The following is an 18,670-nucleotide window of genomic DNA, read 5'->3' as shown; positions in this document are numbered from 1 at the left end:
CGCACGTCAGCGAAGAAGCCGGCGTGCGTGAGCCTCGACCCGAGCGGTGTCCCCGGCGTCCAGCGCCGCAATGAGGCTCTCCGATTCGCGCTTGCGCGCCAGAGGCGACATCTCTGCGAAGCCGGCCCGCTGCAGCGCACGGCGACAGGCGTTCCGCTCGTCCCGCCACACCTTGCTGAGCTGCACGTTCGACGCGCACTCCACGACGACGTCCATGAGGATGACGGCACGCGAGGCGACGTCGCCCGCGTCGCGGGCGCCCAGCGCGGCAGACACCCGGCGGAGCGCCGTCGCGATCGCGCTCTTCTCCCCACGGGTCGCACGCGTGCTGGCGAGCGCGAGACCGAACGCCAGCTCTCGTCCGAGCCACGCCCAGATGGCTTCCGCCGACTCCGCGTCGACCCGCGTGACGCGCGTGTAGCGGCTGACGGACGACTCGATGAGCCCCTCGTACTCCAGCCGCATGATCGCCTCGCGCACGGGCATCCGGGACACGCCCAGCCGATCCGCGATCTCCGCGTACCGGATCCGGTAGCCATCCGGCAGCCGCCCGCGCACGATCTCATCGGCGACGAGATCGTGCGCGATGTCGCTGATCCTCGTCGGCGAGAAGACCAGTTCGCCGTAACCGGGCTCGCCCTCACTCACAGGCTGTCACGCTACCGTTTATATGCCGCACACAGGAAGCATGCACATTTCCGGCGCGACTGTCAACGCAGGCGCCTCCTGTGCGGCTGGAACGTGCTGGCATACGGATGACGTCCCGCGGGAAGCGCACCCTGATCCGCGCCGCGCACGAGGGCGCCCACCTCGACATCGAGCGCGATGGCGATCTGGAGCAGGGTCATCAGCGTCGGATTGCCGCGGCCTCGCTCGATCCGCTGCAGATGGCTGATGTCGAGGTCGGCGCATGCCGCAAGACTGCGGACGCTCAGGGATCTCGCCGATCGGAGCTCCGCGATCCGGGCGCCCACGATCTCGGTTGCCGACGACATACTCACCTCGACAACGCTAATCGCCCGTCGATTCCGCGGACCAGGCTTGACAACGGTCGTCGACGCTCGCGGACGAGGACGGGACCGCGGCCCGGCAGCGACGCTCAGTCGAGCAGCAGCGCGGGCTCCTCCAGCACCGAGGCGATGTCCGCGATGAACCGGCTGATCTTGTCGCCGTCGATGATGCGGTGGTCGAACGACCCCGACACCGTCGTCACCCAGCGGGGGCGCACCTCGCCGTCGACGACCCACGGCTTCTGCCGGATGGCGCCCATGGCGATGATGCCGGCCTCTCCCGGGTTGATGATCGGCGTCCCCGCGTCCATCCCGAAGACGCCGATGTTCGTGATCGTGATCGTCCCGTCGCGCTGGTCCTCGGGGGTCGTCTTCCCCTCGCGCGCCGTCACCGTGAGACGCTCGAGCGCCTTCGCGAGATCGTGCATGGACAGATCCTGCGCGTCCTTGATGTTGGGAACGAGCAGCCCGCGCGGCGTCGCCGCGGCGATGCCGAGGTTCACGTAGTGGCGCACGTGGATCTTCGCGCCGTCCGGCTCCTCGACCCACGTCGCGTTGATCATCGGCGTGCGACGGATGGCCCACATGACGGCACGCGCCACGATGAGCAGCGGCGACACCTTGACGTCGGCGAAGTCGGGCGACGCCTTCAGCCGCTTGACGTACTCCATCGTCCGCGTCGCATCGACGTCGGTCCACACCGACACGTGCGGTGCCGTGTAGGCGGAGCCGACCATGGCCGTCGCCGTCGCCTTCCGCACGCCCTTCACGGGGATGGACTCGAACCGCCCGAGTGCGACCGGCGCCGCCGCGACGGGGATGGTCTCCTCGCGGACCTCCGGCCACTCCGGTGTCGAGATGTTGCGGAAGACGGATGCCTGCTCGGCGTGCTTGACGACGTCGTCGCGCGTCACCTCCCCTGCCTGCCCCGTCGGGCGGATGTCGGAGAGCTCGACGCCGAGATCGCGCGCGAGCTTGCGCACGGGCGGCTTCGCGAGCACGCCCACGGTCGCGACCGCGGGATCCTCGGGCTTCCGCCGACGACGCCGCGCGCCCGCCGCGGATCCCGACCCGTAGCCGACGAGCACGGAGCCGCCGCCCTCCTCTGCCGCCGGCGCCGGGGCTCCCTGCGCGGGAGCGGTCTCCGCCCCGTCGTCGACGATCGTGATGATGGCCGTGCCGACGTCGACCGTCTCGCCCTCGCCCACGAGGAGTTCGCCCACGACGCCTGCGTAGGGCGACGGCAGCTCGACGACCGACTTCGCGGTCTCGATGTCGGCGACGACGTCGTTGACGCCCAGCTCGTCGCCGGGCTTGACGCGCCACGCGACGATCTCGGCCTCCGTGAGGCCCTCTCCGACGTCGGGGAGGTGGAAGGTCTGCATCGGTCGATCCTCTCAGTACGCGAGCGCGCGGTCGACGGCCTCGAGAACCCGTTCCGCGTCGGGCAGGTAGACGCCCTCGAGCTTGGCGGGCGGGAACGGCACGTCGAAGCCCGACACCCGCAGCACGGGCGCCTCGAGGGAGTAGAACGCGCGTTCCGTGACGGTGGCCGCGATCTCGCTGCCGAGGCTCGTGAACCCCGGCGCCTCCTGGGCGTAGACCATGCGGCCCGTGGCCCTCACCGATTCGACGATGGGGTCGTAGTCCACGGGCGACAGCGAGCGGACGTCGATGACCTCGCAGCTCGTGCCGTCGGCCTCGGCGAGCGCCGCCGCCTCGAGCAGCGTCGTCACCATGGCCCCGTGGCCGACGAGGGTGATGTCGGCGCCCCGTCGCACGACACGGCTCGCGTGCAGCGGCGCCGGCCGCTCGTCGCGGTCGACCTCGCCCTTCGGCCAGTACCGGCTCTTCGGCTCCATGAAGATCACGGGATCGTTCGAGCGGATGGCGTCCTGGATCATCCAGTACGCGTCGTCGGGTGTCGACGGGCTCACCACACGCAGTCCCGGCGTGTGCGTGAAGTACGCCTCCGGGCTCTCCTGGTGGTGCTCGACCGCGCCGATGTGCCCGCCGTAGGGGATGCGGATGACGATCGGCAACGACAGCGCACCCTCGTGCCGGTTCGTCAGCTTCGCGAGCTGCGTCGTGATCTGGTCGAACGCCGGGAAGACGAAGCCGTCGAACTGGATCTCGATCACGGGACGGAATCCGGTCATCGCGAGACCGATCGCCGTGCCGACGATGCCCGACTCGGCGAGCGGCGTGTCGAGCACGCGGTGCTCGCCGAACTCGGCGAGCAGCCCCTCCGTGATGCGGAAGACACCGCCCAGCCGGCCGATGTCCTCGCCCATGAGGAGCACGCGCGGATCGTCGGCCATCGCCTGGCGCAGCCCCGAGTTGAGCGCCTTGGCGAAGGTCAGGGTCTCCAGGCTCATGCCGTTCCCTCCTCGAAGGACGCCTCGTAGTCGGCGAGCCAGCGGCTCTGCTCGTCCATGAGCGGATGCGGATCGGAGTAGACGTGCGCGAACATGCTCGCGGCCGTCGGCTCGGGCAGTTCGACGATGCGCGCGCGCAGATCGGCGGCGACATCGGCCCCCTCGGCGTCGACGTCGTCGAAGAACGCCTCGGCGGCACCGCGGGTGAGGAGGTACGCGCGCATGCGGGCGATCGGGTCGCGCTCGGCCCAGGCCTCCTCCTCGCTCGACGTGCGGTACTTCGTGGGGTCGTCGCTCGTCGTGTGCGCACCTCTGCGGTACGTGACCGCCTCGATGGCCCGCGGCGCCGGGGTCGAACGGGCCTCGTCGAGCGCGACGCGCGTGGTCGCGTAGCTCGCCAGCACGTCGTTGCCGTCGATGCGCACCGCCGGGATGCCGTAGCCCGCGGCGCGCTCCGAGAACGGCGCGCTCGCCTGCGTCGTGACAGGCACCGAGATCGCCCACTGGTTGTTCTGCAGGAAGAACACGGTCGGGCTCTTGTACGACGCGGCGAACACCATCGCCTCGTGCACGTCGCCCTCGCTCGACGCGCCGTCGCCGTAGTAGACGATGACCGCCTCGTCGCGATCGACGTCGCCCGTGCCCGTCTTGCCGTCGAAGTTCAGCCCCATCCCGAAGCCCGTCGCATGCAGCGTCTGCGACCCGAGCACGAGCGTGTAGATGTGCGTGTTGCCGTTGCGGGGATCGGTCGGGTCCCAGCCGCCGTGCGTGAGCCCGCGCATGAGCTTGATGATGTCGAGGCTGTCGACGCCGCGGATGCGGGTGACGACGTGCTCGCGGTAGGACGGGAAGACGTGGTCCTGCGGCCGCGACGCCCGCGCCGACCCGACCTGGGCCGCCTCCTGGCCGAACGACGGGGGCCACAGGGCGAGCTGCCCCTGGCGCTGCAGCAGGGTCGCCTGCTGGTCGAAGGCCCGGATGGTCGACATGTCGCGGTAGAACCGCTCCAGCTCGGCGTCGGGCAGCGCCTCGATGATCGGGAGGTAGCGCTCGGCGGCGGGCGACGGGGCGATCCGCCCGTCCGCGCCGAGGATGCGCACCGTCGCCGGGTCGGTGAGGTAGTCGGGCGAAGTCACGCCCTCCACGCTAGTGCTCCCCGGGGAGCGACGCGTTCGGACGGTGTGAACAACAGGTCACAGGATTCGTCGGGAGGTGTCCACAGTCGTATGCGCGACGGCGGATGCGGAGTGTGTCAGCGGGCGGACTCGGCGACCTGGAGGATGCGCGCGACCGCCTCCTCCTCGCCGACGGAGATGCGCACGCCCTCCGGGAAGGGGCGCACGATGACCCCCGCATCCTCGAACGCACGTGCGACGTCGGCGGACGCGCCGTCGAGCCACACGAAGTTCCCCTGCGCGTCGGGCACGCGCCATCCGAGCTCGCGCAGACCCGCCGCGAGCGCGTCGCGACGGACGACGATCTGGCGTACGCGCTCGGCGAGCTCGTCGTGGACCTCGAGGCTCGCGAGCGCGGCCGCCTCCGCGTGCGCCGTGACCGACAGCGGGATGGCGGTGCTGCGCGCCGCGTCGAGCACGCGCGGGTGGCCGATCGCGTAGCCGACGCGCAGGGCCGCGAGCCCGTACGCCTTCGAGAACGTGCGGAGCACGACGACGTTGGGGTGCGCCTCGAAGATGCGCTCGGCGAGACCGTCGACGGCGCCATCCGCCGTGACGAACTCGGCGTACGCCTCGTCGAGCAGCACGAGGACGTCGGAGGGGATGCGCGCGAGGAACGCGGTGAACTCGTCGCTCGTGACGACGGGCCCCGTGGGGTTGTTGGGGGTGCACACGAGCACGACGCGCGTGCGGTCGGTCACGGCTGCGGCGAGCGCGTCGAGATCGTGCCGGCCATCGGCGAGGTTCGGCACGGGGACGGCCGTGGCGCCCGCGACGAGCACGAGGCTCGGGTACGCCTCGAACGACCGCCACGAGTAGACGACCTCGTCGCCCGCTCCCGCCGCGGCCTGGATGAACGCGGCGAGCAGCGACACGCTGCCGGCGCCGATGACGACGCCGTCGGCCTCGACGCCGTACCGCTCGCCGAGGCGGGCACGCAGCCGCGCCGCCGTCGCGTCGGGGTACCGGTTGAGCGCGTCGGCCGCGTGGACGGCGTCGACGACGCCGGGAAGCGGGTCGAAAGGGTTCTCGTTGCTGGAGAGCTTGAACCCGCCCGCGCCTGCCGCCTTGCCCTGCCGGTACGGCGGGAGGGCGGCGATCTCGGGTCGGATGCGCGGGAGGACGGGCTCGGGGGTGCTCACGGCTCGATTCTAGGGAGCGGCCGGCCGAGCACGACGTCGAGCCCGTCGAAGAGCGCGTCCGTCCACCATGCGTAGTCGTGCCCTCCCGCTCGCTGCTCCCCCGTGACGACGGCGCCCGCGCGCTCCGCCGCATCCGCGAACATCTCGGCCTGCGCGGAGAGATCGTGCTCCTCCGCACCCGCCTGCACGTGCACGCGCGCCGTCACGCGGAGCGCGCCCAGACGTCGGATGAGGTCCCCGGGCTCGGTCGCGTCGCGTCGACGCTCCTCGCCGGCGCGGAACTGGAACGAGCCCGACTGCGCGACCGCGGCGGAGACGAGATCAGGCCGCAGCACGGCGAGGGAGGCCGCGGCGAGGCCGCCGTAGCTCTGGCCGGCGACGATCGTCTCGCGCACGCGCGGCCAGCGTCGTCGTGCCGCGGGCACGACGACCTCCTCGACGAGCGACGCGACCCGCTCGGGATGCGGGAGCAGGTCGGCGCGCTGCGGCCCCGATTCCACGAGCAGGACGGCGAGCGGCGGGCCATCCCGTCGCGCGAGCGCGGCCGCGAGCGGCAGGCCGCGCCACGTCTCGCCGTCGAACAGGATGAGGAGCTGTGCCGGCTCATCGTCGGGGTCGATCGCCCAGATCGGATGGCGCGTGTCGAGCCGGACCGGATGTCGAGCGCCGCCCGCGTCGCCGCGCGCCGCGCGCCATGCCGGGTGCTGCCGCGACGCGGGCATCCGCAGCACGCTCGAGCGGCGCCCGAGCGGGTTGGGCAGCGTCTCCGAGCCGAGCGGATCGGGAACGCCCGCCTCGTGGATGCGGAGCCATCCGGGGCGGTCGCGGCCCGCATCGACGGGCAGGTGCGCGGCTTCGACGATGCGATAGCTCGCGACGAGCTCGTCGGGGAGAAGCACGCTCACGTGGTGCACGTCGGTGCCCGCGATGCGGGCGAACCGGGCGGCCGTGATGTCCTCGCGATGCCGGTCGGTCACGGAGTTGATGTGCACCATGGCCTCGGTGCCGCGCCGCGTGGGACGCCACAGGAACGACGTCTCACGGAAGCCGCCGACGAGCCCGCCGAGCACGGGAGCCGTCGTGTGCCGATCCCAGAACCCCGGCGTGCGCGCGGCGGCCAGGAGCGCCTCCGGCTCCACCCGGATGGGCGAGCCGTCGGCGCGGAAGGGCGTACGGGGCACGCGAGGCCACCGGGTCATCGTGCGCCCTCCTCGGCGAACGACCCCAGGGGGATGACGAGAGGAGTTCCGGAGACCGGATCCGGGACGACGCGGCATGCCAGGCCGAACGCCTCCTCCACGCCCTCCTCGGTCAGCACCTCGGAGGGCGCGCCCTCCGCGAGGACGGCCCCCTCGCGCATGACGACGAGCCGGTCGGCGTAGCGCGCGGCGTGGTTGAGCTCGTGCAGCACGGCGACGATCGTGACCCCGTGCTCGCGGTTGAGCCGTCGGCACAGCTCGAGCACGTCGATCTGGTGCGCGATGTCGAGGTACGTCGTGGGTTCGTCGAGCAGCAGCAGCGGCGTCTCCTGCGCGAGCACGGTCGCGATCCAGACCCGCTGGCGCTGCCCTCCCGAGAGCTCGGCGACATGGCGGTCGGCGAGGTCCGCCACCCCCGTGGCATCCATCGCCTCGCGGACGGCGCGCTCGTCGTCGCGCGACCACTGCCGGAAGAAGCTCTGGTGCGGGTAGCGTCCGCGCGAGACGAGGTCGGACACCGTGATCCCGTCTGGCGCCGTCGCGGTCTGGGGAAGCAGCGCGAGACGGCGCGCGACCTGGCGCGCGCCGATCTCGGCGAGCGGGACGCCGTCGAGGGTCACGACACCCGCCGTCGGCGCGAGCACACGGCTGAGCGCGCGGAGCAGGGTCGACTTGCCGCAGGCGTTGGGGCCGATGATTGCCGTGAAGGCGCCCGGCGCGATGTCGATGTCGAGCCCCGTCGCGACCGGTCGGCCGTCGTAGCCGAGGTCGAGGCCCGAACCGGCCAGGCGAGGGATGTCTGCTGTCGTCATATGCGGGTCGTCCTGCGGGTGAGAAGCCAGATGAGGTAGACGCCTCCCAGCACGCCCGTCATCAGGGCGACGGGCACGCGGAGGCCGAACGGGAGCGACTGCGCGGCGAGGTCCGCGCCGACGAGGAGCGCCGCGCCCATGAGCGCCGATCCGACGATCGGCACACCGGGCGCCCGCAGGAGGCGGCGGGCGATGTGCGGGGCGGCGAGCGCGACGAAGCTGATGGGACCGCACACCGCGGTGGCGACGGCGGCCAGGGCGACCGCGACGAGCAGGGCGACGCGGCGCACCACGGCCGTGCGCACGCCGACCCCGACGGCGAGATCGTCGCCGAGCTCCATGACGTCGAGCCGGCGCGCGAGGACGACGAGCACGGGCACGAGAACCGCGAACGCGACCGTCGCCGTGAGCGCCTGCGCCCACGTGCGGCTGTTGAGGGTTCCCGTGAGCCAGATCTGGGCGGCGACGGCCGACTCTGCGGATGAGCGCGTGAGCAGCACGCCGTTGAGCGCGGCGAGGAGCGCGCCCGCGCCGATGCCGACGAGGATGAGCCGATAGCCGGCGTCGCCCCCGCGGCCGACCGCGAGCGCGGCGACGACCAGCGCCGTGACGACGCCGCCCGCGACGGCGCCGAGCGCGACGAGCAGTCCGGTGGCGCCGACGACCGTGATCATGACGACGGCGCCCGTCGCGGCGCCCGTCACGAACCCGATGATGTCGGGCGAGCCGAGGGCGTTGCGGGAGAGGGACTGGAACACCGCGCCCGAGACGGACAGGGAGGCGCCGACGGCCATGCCCGCCACGAGACGCGGCAGGCGCACGTTCACGACGATCGCCGCCACGCGCGCCTCCGCGTCGCCCGCGGCGACCGCCGCGAGATCGTCGATGCCGAGCGGCGTCGTGCCGGTGAGCATCCCGAGGACGCCGAACACCGCGCACGCGACGAGGAGGACGAGCGAGACGGCGGCCGAGCGGGGACGCCAGCGCATCGAGAGGGAGCCCGCGCGCACGACGCGCTCGCCGGGGATGACGACCGTCACAGTGTGGGCACCTTCCTGCGCCGGACGAGCTGGATGAACACCGGCGCGCCGATGAGGGCGCTCACGATCGACGCCTGCAGCTCGCTGGGGAGCACGAGCACGCGCCCGATGACGTCGGCGGCGAGCAGGAGCGCCGCGGCGACGAGGGCGCAGAACGGCACGAGCCGCACGTATCCGGGGCCGACGAGGGCACGGCCGATGAGCGGGGCGGTGAGGCCGACGAACCCGATGGGACCGGCCGCGGCAGTGGCGGCGCCGGCCAGCAGCACGACGGAGACGCCGGCGAGTAGCCAGGTGCGGCGAGGCGAGACCCCGAGCGCCCGACCGAACTCGGCGCCCATCGCGAGAGCGTCGAGCGAACGCGAGATCGCCAGGGCGATGCCGAGGCCCACGACGATCGCGATGGCGACGGGGGGCACCACGGCGCCGTCCCTGCCCTGGAACGACCCGGTGTCCCAGAAGCGGAATCGGTCGAAGACACCCGGGAAGTTCACGAGGACGGCCGACGTGTAGGCGCCGAGCACGACGCTCATCGCCGCCCCGGCGAGCACCAGGCGCACGGGATTCGACGCGTGCTGCAGGGCGCCGCCGAGCGCGTAGACGGAGACGGCGGCGAGAGCGGCGCCCGCGAACGCGAACCAGATGTACGCCTCGATCGTGACGGAGCCGACGACGAGCATGCCGGTGACGACGGCGGCGGACGCGCCCGCGTTGACGCCGAGCAGACCGGGCTCCGCGAGCGGATTGCGGGTCATCGCCTGCATCACGGCCCCTGCGACGCCGAGCGCGGCCCCGACGAGGACGACGAGCAGGGTGCGAGGCAGGCGCAGCAGCTGCACCGTGAGGTGCGCGTCGTCGGTCGGATCGGGCGCGATGAGCGCCTGCCAGACCGTGGCGGGGTCGATCGCGCGCGAGCCGACGACGATGCTCAGCACGGCGAGCACCGCGATGAGCGCGAGGACGGCCGCGAGCCGCCCCGCCCCGCGCCACGCAGGGCGCCGGGCGAGGCGGGGGCGTTCGAGCGTGTCGATGGTCAGGCGCCGAAGTCGGCGGCGATCGTGTGCACCACGTCGAGCGCGCTGTAGTAGTCGATGCGGAACGAGGTCGCGCCGAGCGGGTGCACGGCACCCGACTCGACGGCGGGGGCGTTGGCGAAGAGGGCCTCGTCCAGCAGGTCCGCCTTCGTGTCGTCGTCGCCGTTGACGAGGAAGACCGTCTCGCCCGTGAGGGTCGCCACGGCGTTCTCGATCGAGACGAACGCGAAGTCCTGGCGCTCGGTGGGCGCCGTGTCGAGCTCGTCCGGAGCATCGGCGACCGTGAAGCCGAGGGCCTCGAGGAGATCGGCGTGAGGGCCTCCGGCCTTGGCGAAGGCGACGTCGTTCTCGGTGCCGTAGTAAACGATCGCGTTCGCCTCGCCCTCCGGAACCTCGATCGTGTCGGCGACCTCGGCGACCTCGGCGTCGTAGGACGCGACGGTCGCGTCCGCCTCGTCCTCGAGCCCCGTGGCCTCGCCCAGGATGCCGGCGACGTCCTGCCACGACTTGTCGCTGTAGTTCACCGCGACGACGGGGGCGATCTCGGAGAGCTGGTCGTACGCCTCGGCGGTCGCGTCGGCGCCCGTGGTCGAGATGACGATGAGGTCGGGGGCCGCCGCGATGACGGCCTCGAGGTCGAGCTCGAGGCCGGGGTACAGCACGCCCACACCGCGCTCGTCGGCGACGTCCGCCCACTGGGCGAAGAAGCCCTGGTCGTCGGTGAGCTCGCCGTCGGGGGTCGTCGCCGCACTCGCGGTGAGGGGCGCGTCGATCGCGAGCAGCGTGCCCGTCAGCGTGATGGAGGTCGAGACGATGTTCTCGGGCTGCGCGTCGATCGTCGTCTCGCCGAGCTCGTGCTCGATCGTGCGCGGCCACGACCCCTCGTCGGCGGCGGTCGCCGCGTCGTCGGCGGGGGCGGAGCAGCCGGCGGCGGCGAGGGCGAAGGCGCCCGCGACCACGAAGGCGGCGGAACGGCGGATGGTGCGGATCATGGCTTCCTCTCGGGAACGCTCGTTCCGGGCGCAGGGACCCGTGTCGGGCGAAGGGATCTGAGCCGCGCCCACGGCCGGTGCCGGCGCGCATCATCGGGCGCTCAGGGCGACGGCGGCAGCGATAGCTTAGGCTTGCCTAAGTAGCACTCCGTTGCTCTTGCCGGACAACCGATCCCTCCTCCTGGACATCCATGCGCGCTCCCGCTCTCGTCGACTCCGTGACGCACCGGCACGATGCGCACGAGCTCACCTGGCTCGCAGCGGGCGAGCTGCAGGTCGACATCGGCGGCCGCGCCTGGACGGTCGACGCGGCGAGGGCGCTCTGGATCCCTGCGGGCGTCGCGCACACGGTGCGGCCGGGCCGCGACGCGCTCGCCCTGCCGCTGTTCTTCCCGGCCGACCGCTGGACGAGCCCGCATGATGCGCCGCGCACCATCCGCCGCAGCGCGCACCTCGACGCCCTCGCCCGCACGCTCGCCCAGCCCGGGCTCGCGACCCCGTCCGCCCTCGCGGCGTGCCGTGCACGCGTGCTCGACCTCGTCGCGGCGGAGGACGCGCAGCTGCCGATGCCGCTCGACCCCCGGGCGCGCGAGATCGCCGACGCCCTCGTCGCCGACCCCGCGCGCCCCGAGACGCTGGAGGAGTGGGGACGCGTCGCCCACGTGAGCGCGAAGACCCTGCAGCGCTCGTTCGCGTGCGAGACCGGACTGCGCTTCCCCGAGTGGCGCACCCTCCTGAGGCTGCAGACGGCGCGCCGTCTGCTCGACTCCGATGAGACGGTGGCCGAGGTCGCCGCGCACGTCGGCTACGCGAGCTGCACGGCGTTCATCGACGCCTTCCGCCGCGCCTACGGCACGACCCCCGCCCGGCTGCGACGCAGCGAGCGGGCGAGCGGGCCGCGCAGCTGAGATCCGCGATCCGTCAGGCGGGTCGCAGGGGCGGGACACAGGGTCGGGACACAGGGTGCGGTGCGAGACTCGCCGCATGCGCTTCGTCATCCGCGTCGTCGTCAACGCGTTCGCGTTCTGGATCCTGGCCGGCATCCCCGTCCTGTCGGTCACGGTGACGCCCTTCGCGCCCGGCGAGACCGTGCAGCTCGTGCTGACGCTGCTCGCCATCGCCGCATTGTTCGCCGTCGTCAACACGATCGTCGGCACCGCGATCAAGATCGTGGCGTTCCCGCTGTTCGTGCTGACCCTGGGCCTCATCTCCCTCCTCCTGAACGGCGTGCTGCTCTGGGTGACCGCCTGGATCATGGGGCCGTGGGGCTGGGGGCTCGCGCTCGGCGGCTTCTGGCCCGCCGTGCTCGCGGGCATCCTCCTCAGCGTCATCAACTGGGTGTTCGGGCTCATCCTCCGCCCGCAGGAGAAGCGCTCCCGCTGACGCCCTCCGCGTCGCGCCGCGACACCCGCACGCGCTCCGGCAGGAACTCGAAGACCTCGACCGTGTGAGCGCCGCCGAGCTCGGCGATGCGCGCGGCGAGCTCGGCGGCGCGCGGATCGCCCGATGCGTCGAACGCACGGGCCGTCTCGACATAGGCGTCGAGACGGTGCACCGAGACGGCGAGGTCTCCGAGCGTCGGCACCGGGTCATGCGGATGCGACACGACCACGCTGCCCTCGGCCCCCGTGCGGTAGGGGTAGCCGCCCGCGAGAAGGGCGACGGGGTCCTCCTCATGGCGGATGGTCGCCATGAGCGTCTCGCCGCCGCCGTGCGCCTCGACCGGCGCGCCGAGCGTCACGAGCGTCTGCACGTCGTACCGCCCCTCGGCGGCGAGCCAGCTCGCGATCATCGCCCCCTGCGACAGCCCCGCGGCGTGCAGCACGTCGCCGTCGCGCGCGCCGGCGGCAGCGAGGGCGTCCTCCACGGCCTGGAACGCCTGCGACCGCCCGCCCCCGTACAGTTCCAGGTTCGAGCCCCAGTCGAGCACCGTGCCGCCCTCGCCCTGCGTGCCGGCGACGTACACGGCGAACTCACGCCGTCCGTCGTCCCATGTGTAGCGCTCGACGCGGATGGTCGCGGCCCCGCCGTCGGGGATGCGCGCGGCCACGTCGCCGACGGTCGACGGCGCCGTTCCCGGCGCCCTCTGCATGCCGGCCCGCAGGCGTGGATGCGCCGACGCGCCCCGCAGCTGCGCTCCCCTGTCGATGCGCCCCGCCCCGTGCGCGGTCGGCTGATGGAGCAGGGCTCCGAGGAGGGTCCGTGCCGTGAAGCTCAGCGGAGCGCCGACGGCCGGGATCCAGCTGAGCGGGAGGAACTGCGCGTTCACCGACAGCTCGTCGTCGCTCCGCCACATGCGCAGCAGCCGTTCCGCCTCGTCGCCGGCGCCCGGGCTGCGCGCCTCGAGCTCGACCATCCGCAACCGCACCTCGCGGTCGAGGCGCTCGCTCTCCGCACGAGCCTTCAGCTCGACGAGCTCGTAGGCGTCGGCCGCGAAGCGGAGCGCCCCGGCGACCCCCTCGATCTGCTCCGCCTCCGCGTCGACGGCGACGACCTGGGCGAAGAGCCCGTCGAGGGTGACGGGGAGGTGCTCGAGAGCGGCCGCCACCGCGCGCACCCGCTCCCCCGCCTCCGCGACGGCGCGGCCTCGCACGGACACCTCCGTCGCGACGCGCCGCAGGTCGGCCGGATCGACCGACACCGCCCCTCCCGACCCGACGTCCATCAGCCGATCGGGTGCAGGAGCGCGAGCGGAGTGGTGTCGAGCGCCGAGCCCTCCCCCTCGATCCGGTCGGCGACCGAGTACAGTGCGAGCGCCCGTTCCCTGGCCGTCTCGCGGAACAGCGCGGCCGCCTCAGAGACCCACGCCGCACCGTCCGCGACGGCGCCGAGCGCCGCGGCCGCCGTGCGCAGCTCCTGTGCGGCCGTCGCGGCACCCGCCTGCGCCGCGGCGATCGCCGCCTGCGCGTCATCGTCTGTGAACATGCTCCCAGCGTGACGCCGCGGAAGCGGCGGCGGGCGGGGCTGCGGGGATCTGTGGACGAGTCGCCGCGTGTCGTCGGGCTGGGCACGGAGCACCGCGCCCCCAGTATGATCGGAGGGCCAGCCGCGCCGCTGCCCGTCCGGTGGATCCGGCCTCGGCCATCCGCACGGGCGCGCGACCGTCTCGATCCGGAGGCCGAAGTGACCGCTTTCCCCATCCAGCCCCTGAGCCCCCTCGACGGCCGATACCAGGGCGTCGTGTCGCCGCTGGGCGAGTACCTCTCGGAGGCCGGCCTCAACCGCGCCCGCGTCGAGGTCGAGGTCGAGTGGATCATCACCCTCGCGAACAACTCCCTGTTCGGCGCGACGCCTCTCACGCAGGACGAGAAGGCGCGGCTGCGCGCCCTCTACCTGACGTTCGGGCAGGAGGAGATCGACTGGCTCGCCGAGCGCGAGGCCGTCACGCGCCACGACGTCAAGGCCGTCGAGTACCTCGTGCGCGACCGCCTCTCCCAGCTCGGCCTCGACGCCATCGCCGAGCTCACCCACTTCGGATGCACGAGCGAGGACATCAACTCGCTCGCCTATGCCCTCACCGTCAAGCGCGCCGTCGGCGATGTGTGGCTTCCCGCCCTGAAGTCGGTCGTCGAGACGCTGCGCGCGCTGTCGCTCGAGCATGCCGACGCCGCGATGCTGTCGCGCACGCACGGCCAGCCCGCGACGCCCACGACCATGGGCAAGGAGCTCGGCGTGTTCGTCTGGCGTCTCGAGCGCGTCATCGCGCAGCTCGAGGCGACGGAGTACCTCGGGAAGTTCTCCGGCGCCACGGGCACCTGGTCGGCCCACCTCGCGGCGGCGCCGCACGTGGCCTGGCCGAACATCGCGCGCGGCTTCGTGGAGTCGCTCGGCCTCACCTTCAACCCCGTCACGACGCAGATCGAGTCGCACGACTGGCAGGTGGAGCTGTACGACCGCGCGAAGCACGCCGGCGGCATCCTCCACAACCTCGCGAGCGACATCTGGACCTACATCTCGCTGGGATACTTCGCGCAGATCCCCGTCGCGGGCGCCACGGGCTCGTCGACCATGCCCCACAAGATCAACCCGATCCGCTTCGAGAACGCCGAGGCCAACCTCGAGCTCGCGGGAGGCGTCTTCGCGACGCTCGCGCAGACGCTCGTGACGTCGCGACTCCAGCGCGACCTCACCGACTCGACCACGCAGCGCAACATCGGCGTCGCATTCGGGCACTCGCTGCTCGCGCTCGACAACCTGCGCCGCGGGCTCGGCGAGATCTCGCTCTCGCGCGACGTTCTGCTCGCCGACCTCGATGTCAACTGGGAGGTGCTCGGCGAGGCCATCCAGACCGCCGTGCGCGCGGAGGTCGTCGCCGGCAGGTCCACGATCACCGATCCGTACGCGCTGCTCAAGGAGCTCACGCGCGGTCGCCGCGTCGGCGCGGCCGAGCTCGCCGAGTTCGTGAACGGCCTCGAGATCGGCGACGAGGCCAAGGAGCGCCTTCTGGCCCTCACGCCCGCGACCTACACGGGTCTCGCGGAGCAGCTCACGCGCACGTACCTCTGAGTCGAGGTCAGGCGCCGGCCCCGGCGCCCGCGGGCCCTCGCCCGTGGGCGCCGAAGGCCATCCCCCGTCGCGTGCCGGCGACGATGTCGGCGACGTTCGCCCGGAAGCCCGGGCAGGTCGAGATGTCGTGCGATCGGCACTCCAGCGCGTGGCGCGCCATCGCCCGCGAGCGCTCGAGCGCCGCGATGCTCTCGTCGATCTCGGCGAGGCGGCGTTCGAGCACCTCGTGGCGCCCCGCGGCTCCGCCGTCCACGAGGGCGCGGATCTGCTCCAGGCCCATCCCCGCGGCCTTGCTCGCGAGGACGACCGCGACCCGATACGCGTCCGCCTCCGCGTAGCGGCGGCGCCCGGCGCCGTCGCGTTCGGGAGAGAGCAGCCCCCGGTCCTCCCAGTGCCGCAGCACGTGCGTCGCGAGCCCGAACCGCTCCGCGAGCTCGCCGATCGTCCAGCCGTTTGACTTCATGTCGACATGAAGTCACACACTGGCCTCCTCCCGCAACCCCGACCGGAAGGAGCCCGCACATGCACGACGTCGCGATCATCGGAGGAGGGCCCGCCGGCCTCCAGGCCGCGCTCACGCTCGGCCGCATGCACCGGACCGTCGCCCTCATCGACTCGGGCGCATACCGCAACGACCCCACGAGCGCCCTCCACAACCTCATCGCGCACGACGGGCAGGCGCCCGCCGACCTGCGCGCAGCCGCTCGCCGCGACCTCGACGCCTACGCGACCGTGCAGGTGATCGGTGCACGGGTCGCGCGCGTCTCGGGCGAGCTCGGCGCCTTCTCGCTCGCCCTCGACGACGGACGCGCCGTCGAGGCGGGCCGCCTCGTCCTCGCGACGGGCGTCGCCGACGCGCTCCCGGCCGTCCCCGGGCTCGCGGAGCTGTTCGGCGATCTCGTCGCGCACTGCCCGTTCTGCCACGGCCACGAGTTCTCCGGACGCCGCGTCGGCATCGTCGGGGCGGGCGATCACGGCCCGCGCCTCGCCGCCATGCTCGCCCCCATCGCGTCCGAGGTGGTCATCCTGCCCGGCGACGGCGATGCGTCCGAGGCGACGACCTCGGTGCGCCCCGGTCGCATCGAGCGGATGGCCGAGGCCGACGACGGCGTCGAGGTGCGGTTCGCAGACGGCACTCGGGAGCGGTTCGCCGGACTGTTCACCGCGACGGCCTGGCGCCAGGCCGCGCCGTTCGCGGCGGAGTTGGCGCTCGAGGTCAGCGAGGTCGGAGGCGTCCACGTGGACGCGTTCGGCCGCACGAGCCGCCCTGGCGTCTACGCCGCGGGCGACATCGCGCAGCCGGCGGGGATGCCGGGGCCGATACACGCGGTCGCCGCGGCGATCGCATCGGGGCAGCTCGCCGGCGTGGCCTGCGTGCAGGATCTCGTCGCCGAGGCGCTCGCGAGCTGAGCGGGTCGGTGCTGAGCCGGCTCAGGGCGTCGCGAGCGCGGGGTGCAGATGCGCCGACTCGAGCGCGACACGCGCCTGACGGGCGGCGGCGACAGCGACGTCAGTCGTCTTCGACGGCGTTGCGCACGGCCTCGTCGTCGAGGAGCGGCAGGTCGGCGCGCGTGACGAGCTGCGACGACACGGCGTACTCGACGAGGCGCGCGCGGCGGTTCGTCGCGAGCTTCCCCGGACCGCCGCGAAGGCCCTGCACGCCCATCCGGTCGAGCTTGTCGCAGACGTTGTCGAGCTTGCGGTTGAACTTGCTCATGGTCCAGCCCAGGCGCGCGGCGGCCGCGCTCGACGAGGGCAGCTCGCTGACGCTGACGCCTTCGCGGCGCAGCATCGGCTCGGCGAGCGCCACGATGAGCACGCGCTGCAGGGGCGTGAAGCTCACCGGCATGACGGTGGCCTCGCCGCTCATCGAGGCCTGCACCTGGCCCGAGACGGCGTAGTGCGCCTCCTCGGTGTGCAGCGCGATCTCGTAGGTGGTCGGCCCTGCCGTGAACACGATGACGCTCTGCGCGAAGACGACCGGCATGCGCGCACCCGGCGAGAGCCACGACTGCACGGCACCGCCCGCGCTCGACACGGTCGCGGCGAGCCGGGAGCCGACGTTGGCGAGCCACCACAGTCCGTCGTGGAACGACAGCTCCAGGAAGTGCCGGTGGAGGTACTGGTTGTCGTCGACCTCGAGGTCGCCCTCTCGGCCGATCGTGAACCGCCCGCGGGGGCTCACGGTGAACCACTCGCCCGCGAACTCGACGCGCAGCGGCCTCTCGGCGCCTGGCACGGTGTCGGTGGGGATCTCTCCTGTCGAGAGGGGATTGTCAGCCATGGAGGACCTCCATCGTGCGGTCGCCGAAGCGAATGCGGTCGCCGGGATAGACGGGGAAGGGGATGTCGGCGACAGCGGGATGCTCGACGCCGGATCGGATGATCGACGTGCCGTTGCCGGAGCGGCGGTCGGTGACCGTCATCCCCGCGGTTCGGACGTCGAGGACGAAGTGGGTCTTGGAGACCGAGCGGGCGCCATCCTGCACGGGCAGGGCGTAGGCGACCGTCTCGCCGGGCTCGGCGACCGGCAGGCGCCCGATGAGGCAGCGCCCCGCGAGGAGGTACTCCTCGCCCGTGTCGAGGCGCACGCGGATGCGCGCGGGAGGGAAGGGATCCGGCGCCTCGGGAGCGAGGACGGGCGCGGACGGCGCAGCGTGAGCGGGTGCGGACGGCGCGGGACCGGACGGCGCGGATGACGGCCCGGCGCCTCCGGGGACCGAGTCGATGAGACCCTGCCGGTCACGGCCGGCCGGGGCCGCCGGGGCGGGCGCCGCCGGCCTCGCCGGCGTGCTCGGCGAGGCCGTCACGCGGGCGCGAGCGCGGCCGCGCGCGGCCTCGAAGGCGACGGCGTCGAACGGGTCGACGGCGCGCAGGTCGATCAGCCAGGCCCGCGCGGCGCGGTCGTGCCATCCGCGCCCGCGCTTCTCGCGATCCCACAGCGGGGAGAGGAGCAGCACGACGGTGCCGACGACGGGCACGACACCCGACGCCGCGACGAGCGCCGCCTTCTCCACCGCCCGCCAGAAGCCGATCGCCCTCAGCGTGTCGGCGCGCACCGTGCGGATCCGCAGCAGCTGCTTGCCGAAGGTCTGGCCACGACGGCCGTGCGAGCCGAGCTGCACGAGGCCGTACACGACGAGGAGGAGCGCGCCGATCGCGGCGACGAGGATCCACAGCAGCTCGCCGTCGAGGATGGCGCGGGGCGCGATCGCGACGGGCGCCGCGAAGACGAGCGCCGGCAGGGCGTCGACGAGCGCCGCGGCCATCCGCCGGCCGGTGGGCGCTGGCCGCAGACCGAGCTGCGCGGCGCGCGCGGCGCTCACGGGAGTCGGCTCAGGCGCCGCCTCCCGCGCGTCGATGATCGCCCATCCGCTCATGC

20 protein-coding genes are annotated in these 18,670 nt (G+C 73.0%); 4 read left to right on the top strand and 16 right to left on the bottom strand.

Going from position 1 to position 18,670, the window contains the following annotated elements:
• Positions 1-6: 6 nt before the first annotated feature.
• From ACWGPF_RS02630 to fepB, 11 genes are all read right to left on the bottom strand, one after another.
• Positions 7-648, bottom strand: a complete 642-nt coding sequence (locus tag ACWGPF_RS02630; RefSeq protein WP_452331339.1) for a GntR family transcriptional regulator — start codon at positions 646-648, stop codon at positions 7-9.
• A 62-nt stretch (positions 649-710) separates the two neighbouring features.
• Positions 711-995 carry a helix-turn-helix domain-containing protein gene (locus ACWGPF_RS02625; RefSeq protein WP_452331338.1) on the bottom strand — a complete coding sequence of 95 codons (285 nt, stop codon included), beginning with the start codon at positions 993-995 and terminating at the stop codon, positions 711-713.
• Positions 996-1,099: 104 nt separating this feature from the next.
• Positions 1,100-2,395 (bottom strand): dihydrolipoamide acetyltransferase family protein, encoded by a 1,296-nt coding sequence (locus ACWGPF_RS02620; RefSeq protein WP_452331337.1) that lies wholly within the window; start codon positions 2,393-2,395, stop codon positions 1,100-1,102.
• Positions 2,396-2,407: 12 nt separating this feature from the next.
• Entirely contained in the window at positions 2,408-3,388 is a 981-nt protein-coding gene (locus tag ACWGPF_RS02615; RefSeq protein ID WP_452331336.1) for an alpha-ketoacid dehydrogenase subunit beta, read from the bottom strand.
• Positions 3,385-4,524, bottom strand: a complete 1,140-nt coding sequence (locus ACWGPF_RS02610; protein ID WP_452331335.1) for a thiamine pyrophosphate-dependent enzyme — start codon at positions 4,522-4,524, stop codon at positions 3,385-3,387. Before ACWGPF_RS02610 ends, ACWGPF_RS02615 begins: the two co-directional genes overlap by 4 nt.
• 116 nt (positions 4,525-4,640) lie before the next feature.
• Positions 4,641-5,705: a histidinol-phosphate transaminase gene (locus ACWGPF_RS02605; RefSeq protein ID WP_452331334.1), complete on the bottom strand. Its 1,065-nt coding sequence runs from the start codon at positions 5,703-5,705 to the stop codon at positions 4,641-4,643.
• The gene (locus ACWGPF_RS02600; RefSeq protein ID WP_452331333.1) at positions 5,702-6,904 is read right to left on the bottom strand and encodes an enterochelin esterase domain-containing protein; all 1,203 of its coding nucleotides are present in this window, start codon (positions 6,902-6,904) and stop codon (positions 5,702-5,704) included. Before ACWGPF_RS02600 ends, ACWGPF_RS02605 begins: the two co-directional genes overlap by 4 nt.
• Positions 6,901-7,716, bottom strand: coding sequence for an ABC transporter ATP-binding protein (locus ACWGPF_RS02595; RefSeq protein ID WP_452331332.1), 816 nt, complete (start codon positions 7,714-7,716; stop codon positions 6,901-6,903). Before ACWGPF_RS02595 ends, ACWGPF_RS02600 begins: the two co-directional genes overlap by 4 nt.
• Positions 7,713-8,756 carry a FecCD family ABC transporter permease gene (locus ACWGPF_RS02590; RefSeq protein ID WP_452331331.1) on the bottom strand — a complete coding sequence of 348 codons (1,044 nt, stop codon included), beginning with the start codon at positions 8,754-8,756 and terminating at the stop codon, positions 7,713-7,715. The genes ACWGPF_RS02595 and ACWGPF_RS02590 overlap by 4 nt, the downstream gene beginning before the upstream one ends.
• Positions 8,753-9,700: a FecCD family ABC transporter permease gene (locus tag ACWGPF_RS02585; RefSeq protein ID WP_452331330.1), complete on the bottom strand. Its 948-nt coding sequence runs from the start codon at positions 9,698-9,700 to the stop codon at positions 8,753-8,755. Before ACWGPF_RS02585 ends, ACWGPF_RS02590 begins: the two co-directional genes overlap by 4 nt.
• 89 nt (positions 9,701-9,789) lie before the next feature.
• On the bottom strand, positions 9,790-10,782 hold the full coding sequence (gene fepB, locus ACWGPF_RS02580; RefSeq protein WP_452331329.1) for a Fe2+-enterobactin ABC transporter substrate-binding protein: 993 nt from the start codon (positions 10,780-10,782) through the stop codon (positions 9,790-9,792).
• Between the two features lie 191 nt (positions 10,783-10,973).
• On the opposite strand from fepB, the gene ACWGPF_RS02575 reads away from it, so the two are divergent.
• Entirely contained in the window at positions 10,974-11,690 is a 717-nt protein-coding gene (locus tag ACWGPF_RS02575; RefSeq protein WP_452331328.1) for an AraC family transcriptional regulator, read from the top strand.
• 76 nt (positions 11,691-11,766) lie between these two features.
• Positions 11,767-12,165, top strand: coding sequence for a phage holin family protein (locus ACWGPF_RS02570; RefSeq protein ID WP_345437510.1), 399 nt, complete (start codon positions 11,767-11,769; stop codon positions 12,163-12,165).
• Here ACWGPF_RS02570 and ACWGPF_RS02565 read toward each other — a convergent pair.
• Positions 12,131-13,447, bottom strand: a complete 1,317-nt coding sequence (locus ACWGPF_RS02565; protein WP_452331327.1) for a hypothetical protein — start codon at positions 13,445-13,447, stop codon at positions 12,131-12,133. The two genes, ACWGPF_RS02570 and ACWGPF_RS02565, sit on opposite strands and share 35 nt — an antisense overlap.
• Complete coding sequence (locus ACWGPF_RS02560) at positions 13,447-13,707, bottom strand: hypothetical protein (RefSeq protein ID WP_452331326.1); 261 nt, start codon at positions 13,705-13,707, stop codon at positions 13,447-13,449. Before ACWGPF_RS02560 ends, ACWGPF_RS02565 begins: the two co-directional genes overlap by 1 nt.
• A 198-nt stretch (positions 13,708-13,905) precedes the next feature.
• On the opposite strand from ACWGPF_RS02560, the gene purB reads away from it, so the two are divergent.
• Complete coding sequence (gene purB / locus ACWGPF_RS02555; protein WP_452331325.1) at positions 13,906-15,288, top strand: adenylosuccinate lyase; 1,383 nt, start codon at positions 13,906-13,908, stop codon at positions 15,286-15,288.
• A 7-nt stretch (positions 15,289-15,295) separates the two neighbouring features.
• Here the strand turns inward: purB and ACWGPF_RS02550 are convergent, their stop codons facing one another.
• Positions 15,296-15,751 (bottom strand): MerR family transcriptional regulator, encoded by a 456-nt coding sequence (locus ACWGPF_RS02550; protein WP_452331324.1) that lies wholly within the window; start codon positions 15,749-15,751, stop codon positions 15,296-15,298.
• Positions 15,752-15,810: 59 nt separating this feature from the next.
• Between ACWGPF_RS02550 and ACWGPF_RS02545 the strand changes: the two genes are divergently transcribed.
• The gene (locus ACWGPF_RS02545; RefSeq protein WP_452331323.1) at positions 15,811-16,698 is read left to right on the top strand and encodes an NAD(P)/FAD-dependent oxidoreductase; all 888 of its coding nucleotides are present in this window, start codon (positions 15,811-15,813) and stop codon (positions 16,696-16,698) included.
• Between the two features lie 100 nt (positions 16,699-16,798).
• Here ACWGPF_RS02545 and ACWGPF_RS02540 read toward each other — a convergent pair whose 3' ends face one another.
• Positions 16,799-17,572: an FHA domain-containing protein gene (locus ACWGPF_RS02540; RefSeq protein WP_345437523.1), complete on the bottom strand. Its 774-nt coding sequence runs from the start codon at positions 17,570-17,572 to the stop codon at positions 16,799-16,801.
• Positions 17,565-18,668, bottom strand: a complete 1,104-nt coding sequence (locus ACWGPF_RS02535; RefSeq protein WP_452331322.1) for an RDD family protein — start codon at positions 18,666-18,668, stop codon at positions 17,565-17,567. Before ACWGPF_RS02535 ends, ACWGPF_RS02540 begins: the two co-directional genes overlap by 8 nt.
• Positions 18,669-18,670: the final 2 nt, after the last annotated feature.

This window comes from Microbacterium sp. NPDC055683 (assembly GCF_053617895.1).
This window is presented reverse-complemented; position numbering and strand designations above follow the sequence as displayed.